The following is a 20,226-nucleotide window of genomic DNA, read 5'->3' on the forward strand; positions in this document are numbered from 1 at the left end:
GTGGGCTAGGGCGGCGCCGTGATGCAGCCCCGGCGCGAAAGACGGCGGGCAGGCATTGCCTGCTTTCCAAGCCGGAGCCCGGCGGCTAAGCCATTGGCCGGGCGCTCATCATCAGGGAGGTGCGGGAACGATGCCGGCAGGATTTGAATGGGGTTGGGACAATGGCCGCGCATTGCTCGGCATCCTGGTGATCTACGCGATCTGCTGGGTGCTGTCCGAGAAGAAGCGCCTGTTCCCGTGGAAGATCGTGCTGGGCGCAACGCTCATGCAGTTTGCTTTCGCGCTCATCCTGTTCGGCATTCCGGTGGTGCGCCAGGTGCTGTTCAAGGCGAACGACGTGGTCGGCGGCCTGCAGGCGGCGACGCGCGCCGGCACGGGATTCGTGTTCGGCTATGTCGGCGACAACGTGGCGGCGAGTGAGCTGATCGGCGGGTTTGCGCCGCCGCTGTTCTTCTTCCAGATCCTGCCGATCGTGATCGTGGTGGCGGCGCTGTCGGCGATCCTCTGGCACTGGCGCATCCTGCGCTGGATCACCAACGGTTTCGCGGCGGTGTTCCGCCGCACGATGGGCCTCGGCGGGGCGACCTCGCTGGCAGTGTCGGCCAACGTGTTCATGGGCATGACCGAGGCGCCGGTGCTGATCCGGCCCTATGTGAAAGGCATGACGCGGTCTGAATTGCTGATCATGATGACGGCGGGCTTTGCCACCATCGCGGGTTCGGTGCTGGTCGTGTACGGAGCATTCCTGGAAGGCAAGATGGCCAACCCGCTGGCCCAGCTGCTGACGGCCTCGATCATGGCCGCGCCGGCCGCTGTGGCCGTGGCGCTGACGATGATCCCGGAGACGACGCCGGCCGACCAGCGCGTGCAGAATCCGGACTTCAATTATGCCTCGACGATGGATGCGTTCTCGACCGGCGCGACGGACGGGCTGAAGATCGTGTTCAACATTGCGACCATGCTGATCGCGGCGCTTGCCCTGCTCTGGCTGGTGAATGCCGGCCTCGGCGCTTTCCCGGACGTGCTCGGCGCGCCGCTGTCGATCGAGCGCATCCTCGGCTGGATCTTCGCGCCGCTGATGTACATGGTCGGCGTGCCGTGGGACGAGGCGGCGAAGTCCGGCTCGCTGATGGGCGTGAAAACCGTGCTGACCGAGTTCGTGGCCTTCATCCAGCTGGCGGACATTCCGGTCGATGCGATGGACCCGCGCACGCGGATCATCACGGCGCACGCCATTTGCGGCTTCGCCAATTTCGGCTCGATGGGCATCCTGATCGGCGGCCTGTCGATCGTGGAGCCTGACCGGCGCGATGACTTTCTCTCGCTCGCCTGGCGCACGCTGCTTGCGGGCACGCTGGCGACGTGCCTTTCGGCGGCGGTCGTCGGCGCGTTGCCGTACCAGCTGTTCGCAGGAGTGCATGGGTGAGGCGAGCTGACTGGGTCTTCGGGCTCGCCGCCGCCCTGGCGGCTCTTGCGCCGCCAGCCGCCGCGCAGGATGTTCCGGAGACGGAGGACCAGCTGGCGCAATGTGAAGCGGTGACGACGCCGCCCTGCGCGTGTTCGGGCAGCTGCGCGCCCGGCCCGGGCACGGCGCAGGACGCACCGATCATCATCGCAGATCTTCGTCTGAATTCGGTCGAGGTCTGGGGGGATCGCAAGGTGGGCAGCCCGGGCGCGCGGGCGGTGCTGGACGCCGCGACGATCGCTGACACCGCGGCCGACCGGCCCGCCGAAATTCTGAACCAGGCGCCGGGTGTCAATATCCAGATGAATTCGGGGCAGGAGCACCTGATCGCGATCCGCTCGCCGGTGCTCAGCGGCGGGGCCGGGCAGGGAAGCTTCCTGATTCTCGAGAACGGTGTCCCCGTCCGCTCCCCTGCGTTCGGCAACGTCAACAGCCTGATCGAGCCGCACCTGGAGATCGCCGAGGCCATCGAGATCATCCGCGGGCCGGGCAGTGCGAAATATGGCTCGAACGCCGTACACGGACTGGTCAATGTCATCCTGCCCTCGCCCGGTGACGAAGCCTTCGTGCGGGGAAGCTACAGCACGCTGGACCGCTGGCGCGGCGATGCCTCGGTGGGCCTTGGAGACAGTACGCGGCTGAACCTTTCGCTGCTCGACGACAAGGGCTGGCGCGATGCGACGGGCAGCCAGCAGCAGAAGCTGTCCCTGCTCTCGCGCCAATCGGCGGGCGACTGGGACATCACGGCCTGGGCCTCCGCCTCGAGCCTCAACCAGGAGACCGCAAGTTTCATTCAGGGCCCGCGCGCCTATGAGGACCGCGACCTCGCGAAAACGAATCCCAATCCGGAAGCCTACCGCGATGCCTGGTCGGCGCGCGCCGCTCTCCGGCTGGAGCGCGCGCTGGGGCCGGGCAGGCTGGTGCTGACGCCGAACTTGCACAGCCAGGGCATGGTGTTCTCGCAGCACTTCCTGCCCTATGGCGGCGTCGAGAAGAATGCCCATACGGGCGGCGGCCTGATGGTGCGCTATGATCTGGACACGGACGGGCGCATCGACTGGCGATTCGGCGCCGATACGGACTTTGCCTCGGGCTACCTGAAGGAAGTGCAGCCGAATCCGCATCCGAGCCCCGCCTTCCCTCAAGGTGTCCACTACAACTATGTTGTGGATACGCAGGTGCTTGCGCTGTGGAGCGAGGCCGAGATCGCGTTGACGGATGACCTGCGCCTGCTCGCCGGCCTGCGCGGCGAGACGCATGACTATACCTATGACACGCGCGCGCCGGCCGACATCAATGGCCGGTTCAATGTGCCGGCAGACCGCTCCGATGATTTCAGCTTCGTGACGCCCAAGCTGGGGCTGGTCTGGGACCGGGGCGCCTACAGTCTGTATGCGAACTATGCACGCGGGGCGCGTGCGCCGCAGGTGTCCGACCTTTACCGCCTGCAGAACCTGCAGGTGCCGGGCGAGATCAAGGCTGAAACGCTGGACAGCGTCGAGATCGGTATACGCGGCGACGCGCTGTACAACCACCTCTCCTACGAGGTCTCTGCCTACTGGATGGACAAGGAGAACTTCTTCTTCCGGGATTCCGACGGTCTGAACGTGGTGGACGGATCAACGCGGCATGTGGGCATCGAGGCGGCGGCCGACCTGAAGATTTCCCGGACGCTGAGCGTGGGCGGCAATGTTGCCTGGAGCGACCAGACCTACACGTTCAACCGGCCGGTAGTGGCTGCGCTGGAGCGGATCGTGGACGGCAACCGGATCGACACGGCGCCGGAATGGATGGCGGATGCGCGCCTTGACTGGCAGGCGCTGGAAACGCTGGAGCTGTCGCTGACGCTGGAACATGTGGGCGAATATTTCACCGACCCTGCCAACACGGTGACCTATCCCGGTCATACGGTGCTTGGCGCGCGGGCGGGCTGGGATGTGTCGGATACGCTTCAGGCCTACCTGATCGTCCGTAACCTGACGGATGAGGCCTATGCCGACCGTGCCGATGTGGCCTTCGGCAATGAGCGCTATTTCCCCGGAGAGCCGCTGAGCGCGACCTTCGGCATCAAAAAGAAATTCTGAGCCAGAAAATTCCGAGGAGGACACGATGAAGCTTTATCACAGCCCGCAGGCGCCGAACCCGGACCGCGTCGTCTATTTCCTGCGCGCCAAGGGCAAGCTGGATGCGGTCGAGCTGGAAGAGATCTCGATCATGAAGCAGGAGCACAAGCAGTCAGGCTACCGAGAAGTGTCGCCGTATGCGCAGGTGCCCGCGCTGATCATGGATGACGGCACCAACATCACCGAGAGCCGCGCGATCTGCACTTATTTCGAAGGCATCTTCCCCGAGCCGAACCTGATGGGGCGCGATCCGAAGGAGAAGGCCCTGATCGAGATGTGGGACCGGCGGGTGGAGCTGATGTTCTTCATCCAGTTTGCCGGCTGGTTCCGCAACGCGCATCCGGCGATGGCGCCGCTGGAAGTGCCGCAGAGCGCCGAAGCGGCGGCCAAGAGCGAGAAGGCGGCGCGCAAGATGGCAGAGCGGCTCGACGAGCACCTTGCGAGCCACGACTTCGTGGCCGCCGACCGGTTCTCGATTGCCGACATCACGCTCTACATCACGTGCGGCTTCACGCGGGTGATGAAATGGGCGCCGCACAAGGAACTTCCCAATCTCGGGCGGTGGCATGAGGCGATGACGGCGCGGGGATTCGCGGGCTAGGGCGGTGCGGTCCGGCTGGTCCGCAGACGGAGGAAACGGCAGATGATGCGTGCCTGTCTCGCCGGCCTGCTCGCGCTCGTGCTGGGAGCCTGCGCCCAGCGCTCGGCCTGGACGCTGCCGGTGCGCGATGTGACGCCGCAGCAACTGGCCCTCACCGCGCCGGCCGGACGCCTACCGGGCATCGCGCGTCCTGAAGCCTACCGCGCAGAGCTGGATCTGGACCCGCGCGAGACGCATTTCAGCGGGCATGTCGAAATCGACATCCGCATGCAGGGCGCGGCGACCGGCCTCTGGCTGCACGGCGACGGGCTGCATGTGAGCGCGGTGACCGCGACGGCGGGCGGCGAGACGGTGGAGGCCACCTGGACCGAGATGCCGGGCATGGGCGTCGTCTGGGTCGGGTTTCCGAGGCGGCTTGAAGCGCGGCGCGTGACGCTGGCGGTCGACTATGAGGCGCCGTTCAACACGAGCCTCGCCGGCCTGTTCCGCGTCGGCTCGCAGGGACGGTTCTATGCGCTGGCGAAATCCGAGAGTACCGAAGCGCGCCGGTTCCTGCCCGGCTTTGACGAGCCCGCGTTCAAGGCCGTTTTCGAACTGTCGATCACCGTGCCGGCCGGCATGCATGCGATTGCCAATACGCCGGAAGTGAGCCGTGCGCCCGCGCGGGCGGGGTTTGAGACCATCCGGTTCGCGCCGACGCGGCCCCTGCCGACCTACCTGCTCTCGGCATCAGTGGGCGAGTTCGACCGGGTGGAGCGGCCGGCGATACCGGCGAACGGTGTGCGCCGGCGCGAAGTTCCGCTGACCGGCTATGCGCGGGCCGGCAAGGGCGAGGAGCTCGGCTATGCGCTGGCGCTGACGCCATCGGTGGTGCGCGCGTTCGAGGAGATGCTGGGCGAGCCCTATCCCTATCCGAAGCTGGACCTCGTCGCGGCGCCCGAGTGGCCGTCGGGCGCGACCGAGCTGGCGGGGGCGATCACCTACCGCGAGAGCCGCATCCTGAAGCCGCCGAATGCGGGGCCGGCTTTCATCCGGTCACTGACGGAACTGCATGTGCATGAGATTGCGCATATGTGGTTCGGCAACCTCGTGACGCCGCCCTGGTGGAATGATCTCTGGCTGAAGGAGAGCTTTGCGGTGTGGAGCGAGTCGGCGGTGCTGGCCTTGCTGATGCCGGACGGCGACAATGGCGTCGGCTCGGTCGTTGACGGGCTGAGCGCAATGAGCGCCGACAGTCTTGCCAGTGCGCGCGCCGTGGCCGGGCCGGTCTTGCGCAACGAGGATATCCGCAGCGCGTATGACGCGATCACCTATTCGAAGGGCCAGGCGGTGATCCGCATGGTGGACCAGTATTTCACGCCGGAACGCTTCCGGCCGGCGCTCGGGCGCTACATCGCCCGGTTTGCGGACGGCAATGCGGACAGCGCGGATTTCTTCGAAGCGATCAGCGAGGCGACGGGTGAGCCGGCGATCGGCCGGGTGTTCGAGAGCTTCGTGACCAAGCCCGGCGTGCCGGTCGTCGAAGCTGCCCTGACCTGCAAGGCGACCGGGCCGGAAATCGCGCTGCGGCAAAGCCGCTACAAGCCGCTGGGATCCGGGATCGACCCGGCTGCGCTCTGGACGATCCCTGTATGCGTCGCGTGGGAAGACGGCGCCAACAGTGGCCGGTCGTGCACCTTGCTGGAGACGGCGAGCGATGTGATGCGGCTCAAGGGCGCAATGTGCCCTTCCTTGATTGTTCCGAATGCGGACGGTGCCGGCTATTACCGGTTCAACCTGCCGGCCGAGGGCTGGTCGGCGCTCGGCGAAGCGTTCACGCGCCTGCCGGCGGCCGAGGCGCTGGCGGCGCTCGACTCGGCCGAGGCCGCGTTCAATGCGGGCGGGATGGAGAAGGACGCGTGGCTGGCGATCCTGATGCCGGCATTTTCGCACCCCGATGCCGCGGTCGTCGCGGCGGCCTTTGCGGACGCGGAACACTTGTTGCGTCAGCTTGGCATGTCACCCGCCGCGCGCGACTTGCGCACCGCGATCTCCGCGCGGCTGGACACGCAGATGGCGGCCACCGGCGCCGAGCTTGAGGCACGTCTCGCAGCGTTCCGTGCCCTGACGTTGCACGACACTGCGGCGCGCAGCGAGCTCCGGCGCCGGCTGGATACTTTCCTGAGCGGCGCGGGCGGCCTTTCGAGCGACGAATACCTGCCGGCGCTGCGGGTGGCTTTTGCCGACGGCGGCGCGGAAGCTTTCGGCGCCGTGCTCGAAGCGCGCCCGCAAATCGACGATGCGGCGTTCACGCAGGCGGTGGCGGACGCGATCGGCGCTGTGGTGCAGCCGGACCTCGCGCGCAGCGCCGAAGACCTGATGATCGACGGCACACTCGGGCCGAATGCCAGCTATTCGATCGCCTCAAGCCTGATGGCCAATCCGCTCCACCGGGCGAAGACCTGGGCGCGGCTCAAGTCGGACTTCCCGGCCTTCCTGGCGGTGATCCCGTCCCAGTCTCGCCGGGCAACGCCGCGCCTTGCCAGGGTTTTCTGCGACCCGGCCATCGTTCCTGAACTCGACGCTCTGTTTACGGAGCATGCCGCGCTGGCAACCGGTCATGCGCAGTCGCTCGCCGAGACCAAGGAATACCTGTCGCTGTGCGCCGTGCAGGCGGAGGCTGCCCGCACGGCCTTTGCGCGCTAGGCGTTCTTGATCGTCAGCCCGCCATCGACCGGGATGTGCACGCCGTTGAGGAAGCTCGCGGCTGGCAGCACCAGCGACAGCGTCATGTTGGCAACCTCTTCCGGAATGCCATACCGGCGCAGCGGCACGCGGCGCTTGGCGTAGATTTCCTTGTGCTCGTCCGGAATGCCCGCCGTGATGCCGGTCTTGATCGGGCCGGGGCAGATGCAGTTGACCGTGATGCCTTCGCGGCCAAGGTCCACCGCGAGGCCGCGTGTCAGGCCGATGACGCCGTGCTTGGCGGCGACATAGGGCGAGTTGCCGGGCGTTGCGCCAAGGCCTTCCGTGGAGGCGATGTTGACGATGCGGCCCCAGCCATTCTTGCGCATGTACGGCAAGGCGGCGCGGATGGCGCGCTGGTGCGAGGTCAGCATCACGTTGATGCTCGGGCCCCAGCTGTCCTCGTAGCTTTCCTCGCCGACCTGGCCGGGAATGGCGAAACCGGCATTGTTCACGAGAATATCCATGCCGCCGAAGTGCGCGGCTGCTTCGTCGACGACGCGCTTGATCGCGGCGCCGTCACCCACATCGAGGGCCCAGCCCTTCACATGCTTGATGCCAGCCGCCTTGATTTCCTCGACGACGATGTCGACGTTTTCCTGCTTGAGATCGGTCACGGCGACATTCGCGCCTTCGCGGGCGAACAGGTGGGCGGTCGCGCGGCCCATGCCGCTGGCTGCGCCGGTGATCAGCGCGGTCTTGCCTTTGATGGAGCGCGAAAGTTCTTGATAGGGCGGCTGTTGGCTCATGGCTGTTTCCTCAGTTTTTTAAGTGTGCCCGAGAAGTTCAGGCAGGGGCGGCCTTCTGATGTGACGATACCCCGGACGAAGACCAGCGAGCCACCGGCTCGCAGAACCTCGCCGCGCGCCTCGACAAGTTCGCCTTCCTTGGGGCCGTCGAGGAATTCCGAAGTGAAGGCGACCGTCAGGCCATAGCCGCCATTCATTACGTCGTTGGCGATCGCGAACAGCGCGAAGTCGGCGAACGTCATCAGGCAGCCGCCATGCATCACGCCGGCGCCGTTCATATGCTTGCGTTCGGCGCGAAAGGCGGCGACCGGTCCTGCCGCGTCAACCCTGTAGTAGAATGGTCCGGCCGTCTGAGCTTCGAACGGTTCGTCTGGCCAGTTGGCCCAGCCGGCCCATTCCCCTGTTTCGACGGTCACCGGTGGCATGCTCACTCCCTGTCATTCTGGCTGCGGCAACCATACCCTTACGGCCCCCTTCGACAAGCGTGCCGTTGCGGCATAAAGTGGGCGCCAGAAACGAAAACCGGGAGACGACACCGATGGCCTTTGACGCCGAAACCCGCGCCGCGCTGATCGAACAGGTGCGCCGCTTCGTGACCGAGACCTGTGTGCCGGTCGAGGCGCAGGTGGGCGAGGAAGACGCGGTGCCGCAGCACGTCATCGACGAGATGAAGGCCCTCGGCCTGTTCGGCATTGCCGTGCCCGAGGAGTATGGCGGGCTTGATCTCGACATGGAAACCGAATGCCTGGTGGCGTTCGAGCTCGGCAAGACCTCCCCGGCTTTCCGTTCGGTGGCCGGCACGAATATCGGCATCGGCAGCCAGGCGCTGATCCTGTTCGGCACGGACGAGCAGAAATCGAAATGGCTGCCGGGCATCGCCTCGGGCGACCTGATCGCCAGCTTCGCGCTGACCGAGCCGGAAGCGGGCTCCGACGCCGCAGGCCTGAAGACGAAAGCCACGCGCGACGGCGACCATTACATTCTCAACGGCACCAAACGCTACATCACCAATGCCAACAAGGCGGACCTCTTCACCGTCATGGCACGGACGAACCCGAACGAGCCGGGCGCCAAGGGCGTCTCAGCCTTCATCGTGGAACGAAACACACCGGGCCTGTCGGTCGGTGTGCCCGAGAAGAAGATGGGCCAGCAGGGCGCGCATATCTGCGACGTGATCTTCGAGAATGCCCGCGTGCCTGCCGCCAACATGATCGCCAAGGAAGGCGAAGGTTTCAAGGTCGCCATGAGCGTGCTGGACAAGGGCAGGCTGCACATTTCGGCGGTCGCCACCGGCGTCTCCAAGCGCCTGATCCGCGAGATGGTGAACTATTCACTGGAGCGCAAACAGTTCGGCAAGCCGATCTTCGAGCATCAGATGCTGCAGGCGCTGATCGCGGATTCGCAGGCGGAAACCTATGCCGCCGAATGCATGATCCTCGACGCGGCCCGCCGCCGCGATGCGGGCGAGGATGTCACCATGCTTGCCTCGTGCACCAAGCTCTTCGCCACCGAAGCCTGCGGCCGTGTGGCCGACCGCGCCGTGCAGATCTTCGGCGGCGCAGGCTACGTCACCGATTACGGCATCGAGCGCTTCTACCGAGACGTCCGCATCTTCCGCCTCTACGAAGGCACCAGCCAGATACAGCAGATCATCATTGCCCGGGAACTGGCCCGGGCCGCAAAGACAGGAAACCTCTGATGTTCGAACACGACCCCACAGACCCGCACGAAGTCGGCCTCAATGCAGACCGCCTCGCGGCGATGCCTGGCTATTTCAAGGAAAACTACATCGACACCGGCAAGCTGCCCTGCATGGGCCTGCTGGTCTCGCGCGGTGGTGAGATTGCGCATGAGAGTTATACCGGCACGACCGAGATGGGCGGCGACAAGCCGATTGGTCCGGACACGATCTTCCGCATCTATTCGATGACCAAGCCGATCACGACGCTCGCCATCATGATGCTGGTCGAGGAATGCAAGCTGCGGCTCGACCATCCGGTCAGCCGCTACATTCCCGAATACAAGAACGCGATGGTCTGGGACGGCGGCACCGCCGCGGCGCCGAAACTGCGCAAGCCCGACCGCGAGATGCAGGTGCTCGATCTCGTCACCCACACCTCCGGCCTCACCTATGGCTTCCTGTTCCAGGATGAAACCGACGAGATCTACCGCCGCGAAAAGGTCGGCCACCCGAAAGACACGCTGCAGGACATGGCGCGCCAGATCGGCCAGCTGCCGCTGGCCTTCTCTCCGGGTACGGAATGGCGCTACAGCCATTCGATTGATGTGCTCGGCGCGATTGTCGAGATTGTCAGCGGGCAGCCGCTCGACGAATTCTTCAAGGAGCGTATCTTCGGACCGCTCGGCATGCAGGACACGGACTTCTGGGTGCCGCCCGAGAAGATCCACCGCCTGATGGCCTGCTACCAGAAAGACGCGCAGACCGGCGAGACGACCCTCGCCGATCCGGCCGGCGCGGCCTCCAAGCTCTATGCGAAACGCCCGAACCTGCTGAACGCCGGCGGCGGACTTGTCTCCACCATGCGGGACTATCACCGCTTTGCGCTGATGCTGATGCGCGGCGGCACGCTGGACGGCGCACGCATCATCAGCCCCAAGACCTGGGAGTTCATGCACCAGAATCACCTGCCAGATGGCAACACGATGCGCAGCATGGGCCGCTCGGCCTTCACCGAAGTCATGGCCGACGGCGTCGGCTTCGGCATCGGGGGTTCGGTGGTGACGGACTATGTGCAGACCCGCCAGCCGGGCAGCAATGGCACGTTCAGCTGGGGCGGGCTGGCCTCGACCTTCTTCTGGATCGATTCCGAGGAAGAGATCATCGCCATCCAGGCCACGCAGCTGATGCCATCCTCCACCTATCCGATGCGGATGCAATTCCAGCAACTCGTCTACGCGGCGATTGACTGGTGAGATGACTTGGCTTCGGTTTCTCCTCTGCATAACGACGATGCTACCGGCAGCATTGTCCGCTTACGGACAGGCGCTGAGGCAACCAGAATTACTCTCGCGCTATCATCATTTGATCGCGGAGTTTGACCGATCGGGATTTGTAGCTTTCGAAAAAGACTACCTTGCCGAGCTTGGACCGAATGGCGATCCATGCCTTTTTGGCTGCAATTCGGGCTTCTCGGGAAACAGCCCTGATGTGCACGGTGACGGCTATCGCGAATTCCTCATTCGCACCGACATTGTTGTGCTCGCGCGAATGCTTCACTACCCCGCGAGCGCACTGGATAATCTGGAGCGGTCCACGAATCTTCTGCTGACGTATCACAAATCCTATCTTGAAAACGACCCATACGGAGGGTCATCGGCCGGTCTTGATGAACGTTTTTGGGATGCAGCTTGGAAAGATTATGCAGGCTGCGTTGGTACCCTTATCCCGCCGGTTCTGCATGCAGCCGTCCTCCGCGGAGAGGTGCAGCAGTTAAAGTATCGCTTTTCGTTGTCTCCCGAGGACAAGCAGAGACTTAGCTTGATTGATCAGACGCTGAGAGAGATGTATGGAGAAAATGACTGAAGCAAAGCCAGCCTCGGTCCGGGAAGCAATCCTCTCGCTTACCGCCGCCAAAGGCGCGGGCAAGACGATTGCGCCGGAAGACGCCGCCAAGGCGGTCAGCCCGGAGAATTTCGTGCGTGTGCTGAAGGATGTGCGCGCCGAAGCGATCCGCCTGCACAAGGCAGGTGCCATCGCGATCTACCGGAAAGGCAAACCGGTGGATGACCCGGATACGTTCAAGGGCGTTTACCGGCTCGGCCTGCCGGCCTGATGGCAAAGGCGCCGGACCCGTTCCACGAGTTCGTGGCCGAACTCTTCCACGGCCTCGGCCCGGTCACGATCAAGCGCATGTTCGGCGGCGCCGGCGTCTGGCAGGACGGCGTGATGTTCGCGCTGCTGGCGGATGACACGATCTTCCTGAAGGCGGACCCGGCCTTGCGCGCCGCGCTGACCGAGGAAGGCAGCTACCCGTTCGTCTGGGAGCGTCCCTCCGACAGCAAGCAGATCGATCTCGGCTATGTCAGCCTGCCATCTTCGGCGCTCGACGACGCGGATGAAGCAGTGACCTGGGGACGCAAGGCACTCGGCGTTGCGAGAGAAGCGAAGCTGAAGGCGCCGCCGCCAAGGAAGCGGAAAAAGGTCTAGGCCACCGCCGGCCGGCGGGCCGGTTGCTCCAGCGAGAAGGCGTACTCGGACGAGCCATGCTGGCGCAGGTGCTGCAGGCGTTGCCAGCCATCCTCGAGCGTGAAGCGCTCCCCTTTCGGGGCCCACCACATCACGAAGCCGGGGCCGTCGCTGCGGTCGATCTCGTTGGCGAGGCGGCGCATGCCGGGCGGGTGGGTGCGGCCATTGTGGCTGAAGGCCTTCAGGTCTTCCATCGAGCGCCAGACGGCGAGGGTGGAGATGTCCGGCGCGCGCCATTCCGGCGGATACGGGAACGCATTCGTGAATCCGCGCCAGCTGCCATCCGGGCAGCGCAGGCCGTGGTCGTGGTGGACGAGGCCCTCGAACGCGTCGCCGTCCTTGAAAATGCGGGGCAGCAGCGCGACAAAAACCTGAACGAATTCATTGCTGAAGTCGAACTTTCCCATTGGGCGCGCGCAATTGAAGTGCACCAGCCTGTAGTCCATGGCGTCCGCCCCGAATATCCATCCGGGGCGAACCGTATCCTGAAATGAGTTTCGTAATCTTTAAGGGAAACGAAATTCCGGCCTGCAATCTGAAGTTACTTGCCTTTGAACTCGGCGGGTCGCTTCTGCAGGAAGGCGGAAACGCCTTCGCGGAAGTCGGATGTGCGCCCTGCCGTGCGCTGGGCGATGCGCTCATTGTGCAGGGCGGCGCCGAAATCGTCGTCGCAGGCGTCCCAGATGCACTGCCGCGCCAGCGACAGCGCCACGGTCGGACCGGTAGCGAGCTTCTGGGCAAATTCCTTCGCCGTCTCCATCAGCTTGGCATCCTCGACCACGCGGTTGACGAGGCCCCATTGCATCGCCGTTTCGGCCGGCAGCTTTTCACCCAGAAGTGCCATCTCCATGGCGCGCACGCGGCCGATCGTCTTGGCGAGCAGGTAGCTGGAGCCGCCATCCGGCACGAGGCCGATGCGGCGGAAAGCCTGGAGGAAGTAGGCGCTCTTCCCGGCGATCACGAGATCGCCCATCAGGCCGATCGCGCAGCCGACACCGGCGGCGGCCCCGTTCACGGCAGTGATCACCGGATGGGGATGTTCGCGGATGGCGGTAACCAGCGGATTGTAGAACGCATCGAGCGCCTTGCCGGCATCTGGCTGCGAATCAGGATGCGCGATCGACGGGCCGGATCCCATGCCGCCGAGGTTTGCGCCGGAGCAGAAGCCGCGGCCCTTGCCGGTGAGGATCGTGCAACGCGCCTCGGCGGCCGCGACTTCAAAGGCGTGCAGCAGTTCGATGGCCGTATCGACGCCGCAAGCGTTCAGCGTCTTGTCGTCATCAAAGGCGATGACCGCGATGTCGCCGTCGCGCTCGTAGGAAATCTTCTCGTACTTGGCCATCCGGCGGTCTCCCTTGTGTCGAATTGGGCCTGAATTACCGCGATTGACCCACCCCGTGAACGCCTCACGCAGGGGCAAGGCTTGCCCGGGGGAATGGCGCAAACGCTGAACAGGCGCTACACTGTTTACAACGCTACAGGTTCACACGTCACACTTGGAGATTCGTCATGGCCCTCGACGGCACCCCCGGCACCGGAATGCGCGCGTTGCTCGACAAGCAGAAAGCCGCTCACCTGCGCGACGGCATTCCGTCTGTCGCCAAACGGATCGAGTGGCTCGACAAGTCGATCGACCTGCTTGCCACGCATGGTGATGCGTTCAACGATGCGATGTGTGCGGACTTTGGCCACCGCTCGAAAGACCAGTCGAACCTCACCGACATCGCCGGCTCCATCGGCGCGCTGAAACACGCGAAGAAACACCTGGCCCAGTGGATGAAATCCGAGAAGCGCAAGGTGGAGTTCCCGCTCGGCCTGCTCGGCTCCAAGGCCGAAGTGCAGTACCAGCCTAAGGGCGTGATCGGTGTGCTCTCGCCTTGGAACTTCCCGGTCAACCTGACCTTCACGCCGCTCGCCGGCATCTTCGCGGCAGGCAATCGCACGATGATCAAGCCGTCGGAATTCACCGAGGCGACCTCGCAGCTGATGAAGGAGCTGATCGCGAAATACTATTCGCCGGAAGAATGCGTCGTCGTCACCGGCGGCCCGGACGCGGGCGCGGAATTCACCAAACTGCCGTTCGACCACATCCTGTTCACCGGCGCGACTTCGATTGCACATCATGTCATGCGCGCCGCCGCCGACAATCTCGTGCCGCTCACACTTGAGCTTGGCGGCAAGTCGCCGGTCATCCTCGGCCGCTCGGCCGACATGCAGAAAGCCGCCAACCGCATCATGGCCGGCAAGACGCTGAACGCCGGCCAGATCTGCCTCGCGCCGGACTATGCCTTCGTGCCGAAGGAAAAGACCCAGGAATTCGTCGGCGCCGCAACCCGCGCGGTCGAGACGATGTATGCCTCCGGCCTGAAGGACAATGACGACTACACCTCGGTCATCAACCAGCGCCACTTCGACCGGATCCAGGGCTATCTCGAAGACGCGCGGTCCAAGGGCGCGCAGGTGATCGAGATCAATCCGAAGGCGGAGAATTTCGCCCAGCAGCCGCACCACAAGATTCCGCCGCACATCATCGTCGATCCGACCGACGACATGAAGGTGATGCAGGACGAGATCTTCGGGCCGATCCTGCCGATCAAGTCCTACAACGATGCCAAGGATGCGGTCGCCTACATCAACGCCCATCCGCGTCCGCTCGGTCTCTATTACTTCGGAGAGGACGCCGCCGAGAAAGACCTTGTACTGAACAACACCACGTCCGGCGGCGTGACGGTCAATGACGTGATTTTCCACGTGGCACAGGAAGACCTGCCTTTCGGCGGCGTTGGCCCGGCCGGTATGGGCTCTTACCATGGCCGCGACGGCTTCCTGGAGTTCAGCCACAAGAAGGCGATCTACACCCAGACCGGCAGCGAGTTGCTGGCGATGATGCGTCCGCCTTACGGCGACAAGTACCGCGCGCAGGTCAAAGGCCGGATGAAGAAGTAGACGGAAGGGCGCCCTCCCCCGGGAGGGCGCCGCCCCGAAATTCCGTCAGTCCCCGGAAGGGGGCTCCCACAGCTCGATCGGGTTGCCCTCGGGATCGTGGACGCGGGCGAAGCGTCCGGTCTCCGGCGTGTCCCATTCCTTGCGCGTCTCGACCGCGATACCGGCTGCGCGCAGGGAGGCGAGCAGGGCGTCGAGACCGCTGACGCGGAAGTTCAGCATGTAGGACTTTCCCGCCGGCCAGTAATCGGTCGCCGCCTTGAACGGCGCGAACACGACCGGCCCGGATTCGACTTGCCAGAACCACTCGTCTGCGACCTTGGTGCCGGTGCCGTTGTGTCCGGCGCCCACGGCAAGGTGCTGGTCATACCAGGCGCCCAGCGCCTCCGGATTCTCGGCGCGGAAGAACACGCCCCCAATTCCCAATACCGGCATCGCGACCTCACTTGGCTGATCCGCCCGCATCAACTGCCTTTCCGGTAGCGGCGTCAACCGCCCGGCCGCGCGCTAGGCGAGCGGCATCCACAGCATGCCGCGCAGGCTCGCGCCTTGCGCATCCTGTCCGCCGCCGAGGCCCAGCACGAGCGGGCCTTGAGGGGCAGGTGTGTAGGTGCGGAACACGCGGTCCCAGAGGGACAGGGCATTGCCATAGTTGGAGTCCATCTCGGCACGGAGGATGGAGTGGTGCGTCCGGTGCATCTCCGGCGTCACGACCACCAGCCGCAAGGCGCGTTCAAGCCGGCCGGGCAGGCGGACGTTGGCGTGCGTGAACAGGGCCATCAGGCCGAGCAGGATCTCGTATCCGAGCGCTGCGGCTACCGGCGCGCCGAGGGCGAACACCACGGCCGCTTTCCACGCCATCGAAACGGCCGCCTCAAACGGGTGGAAGCGCAGGCCGCTGGTCACGTCGAGGTCGCGGTCGGCATGGTGCACGCGGTGCAGGCGCCAGAGCAGCGGCGCCTTGTGCATGGCAAGGTGCTGCGCCCAAACGGCGAGGTCCATCAGCACAAGGACGAGCGAGGCGACAAGCCAGGCCGGCAGCGTGAGCTGGTTGAACAGGCCAAAGCCCGCCTCGCCCGCCGCCAGCGCCGCGCCGGCCACCGTCGCCGGACCCATCAGGCGCACGGCCAGCGACGAGACGCCGCCGAGTGACAGGTTGGTGATCCAGCGCCCGAGGCGCGGCAGGACGCGGGCCCGGGCAGGAAAAGCGGCTTCAAGCAGGGCGAACAGGCTCAGTCCGCCAAGCGTCAGGCAAAGGCGGAGGATCGTTTCGGAACTCAAACGATATGCCGCCCGTGTGGATCAGCGCTTCTTCAGGAAGCCGGGAACGTCCGAGCCGAAGCCTTTGACGCGGTCCGGTGCCGGCTCGAGGATCAGGTCGTCGTCCTTGCGCTTGAAGTCGCGCTGCGGGCGGTCGCGCTTTTCGCTGCGGTCGCGGTCGGTGCGTTCCGTGCGCTCGGTGGTGCGATCAGAGCGCTCGGGGCGCTCGGGGCGCTCCGCGCGCGGTTGCTCGCTGCGCTCACCGCGCGGTGCGTCGCCGCGATCCCGGCGTCTGCCGCCGCGCGGGCCGCGTTCCCGTTTCGGTGCATCCTCGCGGGCAGCAGGTGCCTCCGCAACAACGGCTTCGTCCGATTCAGCGACAACGGTTTCCGCGGCAACGGCTTCCACAGCGGCTGGCGCATCCTCGCTGCGCTCCCGGCGGCGCGGGCCGCGATCACCGCGATCACCGCGTTCGCCGCGGCCACCCCGGCCCCGGTCGCGCTCACGTCCACCGCGCTTGTCGCCGCGGTCGCGCTTTTCTTCCGGCGGAAGGTCCTTCAGTTCTTCGAGCAGGCCCTCGGGCATGAATTCCTTCACGTCCTGCTTGATCATCTTGAGCACGAAGCCCCAGGATTTTTCATCGCCCGGCGAGACCAGCGTGTAGCTTTCGCCGCTGCGGCCTGCGCGGCCGGTGCGGCCGATGCGGTGGATGTAGTCTTCGTCTTTCGGCGGCGGGCCGAAGTTGAACACATGGCCGACATCCGGAATGTCGAGGCCGCGTGCGGCGACGTCCGAGGCGACGAGCAGTTTCAGCGAACCATCGCGGAAGCGCTGCAGCGTATCGGAGCGCACGGATTGCGGCAGGTCGCCGTGGATCGGCGCGGCGTCGTGGCCGTGCTTGGTCAGCGAGGCGGCGACGATGTCCACCTCAACCTTGCGGTTGCAGAACACGATGCCGTTCTTCACGTTGCAGGACTCGATCACGCGGCGCAGCGCCGTGCGGCGGGCTTTGCCATCGTTCGTAGGCAGATGAACGACGTGCTGGGTGATGGTCTTGGCAGCGTCGGTCGGGCGCGCCACTTCGATCTTCTTCGGATCTTTTTGGAAGGTCTTCGCAAGGCGCTGGATATCGCTCGGGAAGGTCGCCGAGAACAGCAGCGTCTGGCGGCCGGGCGGAAGTTTCGAGCAGATCTTCTCGATGTCGGGAATGAAGCCCATGTCGAGCATCCGGTCCGCTTCGTCGATGATCAGCGTCTCGACGCCCATCAGGAGGAGCTTGCCGCGGTCGAACTGGTCCATCAGGCGGCCGGGCGTGGCGATCAGCACGTCCACGCCGCGTTGCAGCAGCACTTCCTGTTCCTTGAAGCTGACACCGCCGATCAGCAGCGCCATCGTCAGCTTGAGGTATTTGCCATACTTCTCGAAGTTCTCGGCAACCTGCGCCGCAAGCTCGCGCGTCGGGCAGAGGATCAGGCAGCGCGGCATCCGGGCGCGGGCGCGGCCGGTGGAAAGGCGCTGGATCATCGGCAGCACGAAGGCTGCCGTCTTGCCGGTGCCGGTCTGCGCAATGCCGGTCACGTCGCCGCCCATGGCGATGTGCGGGATGGCTTCGGCCTGGATCGGGGTCGGGATCGTGTAGCCGGATTCCGTCACGGCCTTGAGGATGTTCTCGGCCAGGCCGAGATCAGCGAAAGTCACTTGAGTCTGAGTCAAAGGGGTCGTCTCCGGGATGTCTGGTTGATTTGCCTGGCCGCCCGTATTGGCGGCGCTCGTCCTGCGTCCTTAAGGTCCCCATGACCCAACGGACTGCAGCCGGGCGAATCCCATGCCCGGAACATAGAAGCGGCCCATACTGCATTTTATGAGTGCCGTATAGCCCACGCTTCAGGCGAAATAGGCACTACCATTGCAGAAACAAGCACCGGCCTCTTGCACTCGTGCAAATTCCGGCGCTTTCTTGCGCGCCGGACGGAGCCGGCGAGGTGGGGACCTATGTCGGAAATATTCGTATCGTACAACCGCGAGGACCTGAAAACGGCCCAGGTCATCGTCGATGGGCTGATCGCGGAGGGGTTCGATGTCTGGATGGACATGAACCTCCAGGCCGGTGAAAACTACGACGAAATCACGGAAGACCGCCTGCACAAGGCGCGCGCCGTGGTCGTGCTCTGGTCCAGCCGCTCGGTAAAGTCGCGCTGGGTGCGCGCCGAGGCGACCATCGGCGCCCGCAAGAACACGCTCGTCCCCCTGATGATCGAGGCCTGCGACCGGCCGGTCATGTTCGAACTGATCCAGACAACCGACCTGTCTGGCTGGGCCGGGGACCGGAACGATCCGGCCTGGCTCAACTTCATCGAAGTCATCAAGAAACGTCTCGCCGCCACGCCCGCCCCTTCCAAGGGCAGTGAAAGCCGCGGCGGCCCGGCGCCGTCAAAATCCCGCAAGCGCATCAAGCCGGCCAAGCGCAAGGAAAAGCGCTCCGGCGGCGGCATGCTGACGGCGGTGACACTGACTTTCCTCTTCGGTCTGGTCAGTGCCGCCGGAATCTACATTCTGAGGCCAGACCTTGTCGCCCCCGTGCTGAACCAGCTCTCGGCGCTCGCCGCGTCCAACTCGTCCGCCGAAGCGACGACCACCCAGGTTGCCGAGCAGCCCGCTGCCGAAACACCTCCTCCGCCTGCGGAGCAAGCGCCGGCCGCCGCCGTGGAACCCGTCGCCGAGCCGGTCGCCGAAGCCGGGCCGGTCACATTCCGCGAATGCGACATGTGCCCGGACATGATCAACATACCCGGCGGCACGTTCCTGATGGGCGCGCCGGATGAAGAGCTCGCGCGCAATGCCTGGGAAGGCCCGCAGCGCAAGGTCGCGATGGCGCCCTATGCGATTGCGTCCACGGAGGTCACCTATGACCAGTGGGACGCCTGTGTCGCCGATGGCGGCTGCAGTGGGTATTCGCCAACCGCAGGCACACAGGGCCGCGGCGCCCAGCCCGTGGCGAAAGTGTCGTGGAAGGATGCGCAGGCCTACACCAAATGGCTGACGCAGAAGACAGGCCGCGTCTACCGGCTGCCGAGCGAGGCGGAGTGGGAATTTGCCGCGCGTGCCGGCACCGGGACACCCTTCTGGTGGGGCGCGCTCTATGAGGCTGACAAGGCGGCCGCCGGCGATGCGCCGATCGCGGTGACAGATCTGCCCGCCAACGCCCTCGGTCTCACCGGCGTCTCCGGCAACGTGCGCGAATGGGTGCAGGATTGCTATGTGAACACGTTCGCCAATGCGCCGCTGGACGGCCGCGCGGTGGAAGTCGCCGCGTGCAAGCTGCGGGTGCTGCGCGGAGGGTCTTACAAGTCCAGCCCCGCCGAGCTGCGCATCGCAGCGCGGGCCCGCAACGATTCGGCGGTGCGGGACGACGTGACGGGTTTCCGCGTCGCCGCCCAGCCCTGACGGCGCTCAGGGCTGCAGCGTGCGGTAGTTCAGGATGTCCTGATGTAGCTCGTCGAGCACGCGCTTGGATCGTCCCCAGTCGGACGATTGGCCCTCGAACACGACCGCGCTGGTGACAAGGGTGCCTTCCGCCTTGCGCTCGAGCGTGAGGGTCAGCTTGCCCTTGCCGGTAGTGATGCTTGACGGCACCTCCGCCTGCACCACGCAGCCATCGGCGCCTTCCTGCACCGACACCAGTGTCTGGCTGCGGCTGGCCATCGAACACAGGATCGCGGCCAGCACGCGGCCGAACGGGGTCGAGTAACCGTTCTTGGCGTCCTTGCCGATCTTGACGCCCATCTTCGCATAAATGGGGGTGGCGATGTCCGAGATCAGCTTCATCGGCACGCCGCCGGAGCCGGCCGCATTCAGGATCGGCTGCGCGAGCTTCATGAACTCGTCGGCGCTCATGCCGGCGCGGTTCGCCTTGGAGGCTTCGGCGACCAGCGCCTTCACGTCGGGATGCGCCAGCACGGTGCGGTAATTGGTGGTCTCGCGCCAGTCTTCCAGCGGCGGGCCGGGCGCCGCCGGCGGCGCGGGCGCGGCGCCCGTCAGCCCCATCGGCGCGGCCGTCTCCCGCGCGAGCGCGGCGCCGCATCCGGCACAGAACATGTGCTCCGGACGCGCCTCTTTTCCGCACTGTGTACAGAACATGCGGGTCACTCCCCTCT

At 65.3% G+C, this 20,226-nt stretch carries 19 protein-coding genes; 11 read left to right on the top strand and 8 right to left on the bottom strand.

Going from position 1 to position 20,226, the window contains the following annotated elements; genetic code table 11:
* Positions 1-130: 130 nt before the first annotated feature.
* The 4 genes from IPK75_09810 (at position 131) to IPK75_09825 (ending at position 6,874) form a co-directional block, all read left to right on the top strand.
* A complete protein-coding gene (locus IPK75_09810) occupies positions 131-1,426 on the top strand; it encodes a nucleoside transporter (GenBank protein MBK8198655.1) in 1,296 nt (431 codons plus the stop codon).
* 185 nt (positions 1,427-1,611) lie between these two features.
* Positions 1,612-3,549, top strand: coding sequence for a TonB-dependent receptor (locus tag IPK75_09815; protein MBK8198656.1), 1,938 nt, complete (start codon positions 1,612-1,614; stop codon positions 3,547-3,549).
* Between the two features lie 25 nt (positions 3,550-3,574).
* Complete coding sequence (locus IPK75_09820; GenBank protein MBK8198657.1) at positions 3,575-4,189, top strand: glutathione S-transferase; 615 nt, start codon at positions 3,575-3,577, stop codon at positions 4,187-4,189.
* 42 nt (positions 4,190-4,231) lie between these two features.
* On the top strand, positions 4,232-6,874 hold the full coding sequence (locus tag IPK75_09825; protein ID MBK8198658.1) for a M1 family metallopeptidase: 2,643 nt from the start codon (positions 4,232-4,234) through the stop codon (positions 6,872-6,874).
* Here the strand turns inward: IPK75_09825 and IPK75_09830 are convergent.
* Together IPK75_09830 and IPK75_09835 are read right to left on the bottom strand one after the other, a co-directional pair.
* On the bottom strand, positions 6,871-7,662 hold the full coding sequence (locus IPK75_09830; protein MBK8198659.1) for an SDR family oxidoreductase: 792 nt from the start codon (positions 7,660-7,662) through the stop codon (positions 6,871-6,873). The two genes, IPK75_09825 and IPK75_09830, sit on opposite strands and share 4 nt — an antisense overlap.
* Positions 7,659-8,087 carry a PaaI family thioesterase gene (locus tag IPK75_09835; protein ID MBK8198660.1) on the bottom strand — a complete coding sequence of 143 codons (429 nt, stop codon included), beginning with the start codon at positions 8,085-8,087 and terminating at the stop codon, positions 7,659-7,661. The genes IPK75_09830 and IPK75_09835 overlap by 4 nt, the downstream gene beginning before the upstream one ends.
* 113 nt (positions 8,088-8,200) lie before the next feature.
* Between IPK75_09835 and IPK75_09840 the strand changes: the two genes are divergently transcribed.
* From IPK75_09840 to IPK75_09860, 5 genes are read left to right on the top strand one after another with little or no spacing between them, the layout of a single operon-like run.
* On the top strand, positions 8,201-9,361 hold the full coding sequence (locus IPK75_09840; GenBank protein MBK8198661.1) for an acyl-CoA dehydrogenase family protein: 1,161 nt from the start codon (positions 8,201-8,203) through the stop codon (positions 9,359-9,361).
* Positions 9,361-10,596 (top strand): beta-lactamase family protein, encoded by a 1,236-nt coding sequence (locus tag IPK75_09845; GenBank protein ID MBK8198662.1) that lies wholly within the window; start codon positions 9,361-9,363, stop codon positions 10,594-10,596. The genes IPK75_09840 and IPK75_09845 overlap by 1 nt, the downstream gene beginning before the upstream one ends.
* Position 10,597: 1 nt before the next feature.
* Complete coding sequence (locus IPK75_09850) at positions 10,598-11,206, top strand: hypothetical protein (protein ID MBK8198663.1); 609 nt, start codon at positions 10,598-10,600, stop codon at positions 11,204-11,206.
* Entirely contained in the window at positions 11,190-11,456 is a 267-nt protein-coding gene (locus tag IPK75_09855; GenBank protein MBK8198664.1) for a DUF3253 domain-containing protein, read from the top strand. Before IPK75_09850 ends, IPK75_09855 begins: the two co-directional genes overlap by 17 nt.
* Positions 11,456-11,830 (top strand): TfoX/Sxy family protein, encoded by a 375-nt coding sequence (locus IPK75_09860; GenBank protein MBK8198665.1) that lies wholly within the window; start codon positions 11,456-11,458, stop codon positions 11,828-11,830. The genes IPK75_09855 and IPK75_09860 overlap by 1 nt, the downstream gene beginning before the upstream one ends.
* On the opposite strand, the gene IPK75_09865 is transcribed toward IPK75_09860, so the two are convergent.
* Positions 11,827-12,315 carry a DUF3291 domain-containing protein gene (locus IPK75_09865; GenBank protein ID MBK8198666.1) on the bottom strand — a complete coding sequence of 163 codons (489 nt, stop codon included), beginning with the start codon at positions 12,313-12,315 and terminating at the stop codon, positions 11,827-11,829. The genes IPK75_09860 and IPK75_09865 overlap by 4 nt on opposite strands.
* Before the next feature lie 95 nt (positions 12,316-12,410).
* Positions 12,411-13,211 carry an enoyl-CoA hydratase/isomerase gene (locus IPK75_09870; GenBank protein ID MBK8198667.1) on the bottom strand — a complete coding sequence of 267 codons (801 nt, stop codon included), beginning with the start codon at positions 13,209-13,211 and terminating at the stop codon, positions 12,411-12,413.
* A 167-nt stretch (positions 13,212-13,378) separates the two neighbouring features.
* On the opposite strand from IPK75_09870, the gene IPK75_09875 reads away from it, so the two are divergent.
* A complete protein-coding gene (locus IPK75_09875; GenBank protein MBK8198668.1) occupies positions 13,379-14,815 on the top strand; it encodes a coniferyl aldehyde dehydrogenase in 1,437 nt (478 codons plus the stop codon).
* A gap of 45 nt (positions 14,816-14,860) precedes the next feature.
* Here the strand turns inward: IPK75_09875 and IPK75_09880 are convergent, their stop codons facing one another.
* From IPK75_09880 to IPK75_09890, 3 genes are all read right to left on the bottom strand, one after another.
* Positions 14,861-15,247 (bottom strand): VOC family protein, encoded by a 387-nt coding sequence (locus IPK75_09880; GenBank protein ID MBK8198669.1) that lies wholly within the window; start codon positions 15,245-15,247, stop codon positions 14,861-14,863.
* 72 nt (positions 15,248-15,319) lie between these two features.
* Positions 15,320-16,093, bottom strand: a complete 774-nt coding sequence (locus IPK75_09885) for a sterol desaturase family protein (GenBank protein MBK8198670.1) — start codon at positions 16,091-16,093, stop codon at positions 15,320-15,322.
* A 21-nt stretch (positions 16,094-16,114) separates the two neighbouring features.
* Positions 16,115-17,785 carry a DEAD/DEAH box helicase gene (locus IPK75_09890; protein MBK8198671.1) on the bottom strand — a complete coding sequence of 557 codons (1,671 nt, stop codon included), beginning with the start codon at positions 17,783-17,785 and terminating at the stop codon, positions 16,115-16,117.
* A 279-nt stretch (positions 17,786-18,064) separates the two neighbouring features.
* Between IPK75_09890 and IPK75_09895 the strand changes: the two genes are divergently transcribed.
* Positions 18,065-19,516: an SUMF1/EgtB/PvdO family nonheme iron enzyme gene (locus IPK75_09895; protein MBK8198672.1), complete on the top strand. Its 1,452-nt coding sequence runs from the start codon at positions 18,065-18,067 to the stop codon at positions 19,514-19,516.
* A 6-nt stretch (positions 19,517-19,522) separates the two neighbouring features.
* On the opposite strand, the gene IPK75_09900 is transcribed toward IPK75_09895, so the two are convergent.
* Entirely contained in the window at positions 19,523-20,218 is a 696-nt protein-coding gene (locus IPK75_09900; protein MBK8198673.1) for a zinc ribbon domain-containing protein, read from the bottom strand.
* Positions 20,219-20,226: the final 8 nt, after the last annotated feature.

Source organism: Acidobacteriota bacterium, from assembly GCA_016712445.1.
Taxonomy (GTDB): domain Bacteria; phylum Pseudomonadota; class Alphaproteobacteria; order Caulobacterales; family Hyphomonadaceae; genus Hyphomonas.

What these genes read in the sequence shown, in the direction of transcription:
- IPK75_09810 (MBK8198655.1), top strand. Translation starts at nt 131, where the DNA reads ATGCCGGCAGGATTTGAATGGGGTTGGGACAATGGCCGCGCATTGCTC.
- IPK75_09820 (MBK8198657.1), top strand. Translation starts at nt 3,575, where the DNA reads ATGAAGCTTTATCACAGCCCGCAGGCGCCGAACCCGGACCGCGTCGTC.
- IPK75_09825 (MBK8198658.1), top strand. Translation starts at nt 4,232, where the DNA reads ATGATGCGTGCCTGTCTCGCCGGCCTGCTCGCGCTCGTGCTGGGAGCC.
- IPK75_09830 (MBK8198659.1), bottom strand. Translation starts at nt 7,662, where the DNA reads ATGAGCCAACAGCCGCCCTATCAAGAACTTTCGCGCTCCATCAAAGGC.
- IPK75_09835 (MBK8198660.1), bottom strand. Translation starts at nt 8,087, where the DNA reads ATGCCACCGGTGACCGTCGAAACAGGGGAATGGGCCGGCTGGGCCAAC.
- IPK75_09840 (MBK8198661.1), top strand. Translation starts at nt 8,201, where the DNA reads ATGGCCTTTGACGCCGAAACCCGCGCCGCGCTGATCGAACAGGTGCGC.
- IPK75_09845 (MBK8198662.1), top strand. Translation starts at nt 9,361, where the DNA reads ATGTTCGAACACGACCCCACAGACCCGCACGAAGTCGGCCTCAATGCA.
- IPK75_09850 (MBK8198663.1), top strand. Translation starts at nt 10,598, where the DNA reads ATGACTTGGCTTCGGTTTCTCCTCTGCATAACGACGATGCTACCGGCA.
- IPK75_09855 (MBK8198664.1), top strand. Translation starts at nt 11,190, where the DNA reads ATGGAGAAAATGACTGAAGCAAAGCCAGCCTCGGTCCGGGAAGCAATC.
- IPK75_09860 (MBK8198665.1), top strand. Translation starts at nt 11,456, where the DNA reads ATGGCAAAGGCGCCGGACCCGTTCCACGAGTTCGTGGCCGAACTCTTC.
- IPK75_09865 (MBK8198666.1), bottom strand. Translation starts at nt 12,315, where the DNA reads ATGGACTACAGGCTGGTGCACTTCAATTGCGCGCGCCCAATGGGAAAG.
- IPK75_09870 (MBK8198667.1), bottom strand. Translation starts at nt 13,211, where the DNA reads ATGGCCAAGTACGAGAAGATTTCCTACGAGCGCGACGGCGACATCGCG.
- IPK75_09875 (MBK8198668.1), top strand. Translation starts at nt 13,379, where the DNA reads ATGGCCCTCGACGGCACCCCCGGCACCGGAATGCGCGCGTTGCTCGAC.
- IPK75_09880 (MBK8198669.1), bottom strand. Translation starts at nt 15,247, where the DNA reads ATGCCGGTATTGGGAATTGGGGGCGTGTTCTTCCGCGCCGAGAATCCG.
- IPK75_09895 (MBK8198672.1), top strand. Translation starts at nt 18,065, where the DNA reads ATGTCGGAAATATTCGTATCGTACAACCGCGAGGACCTGAAAACGGCC.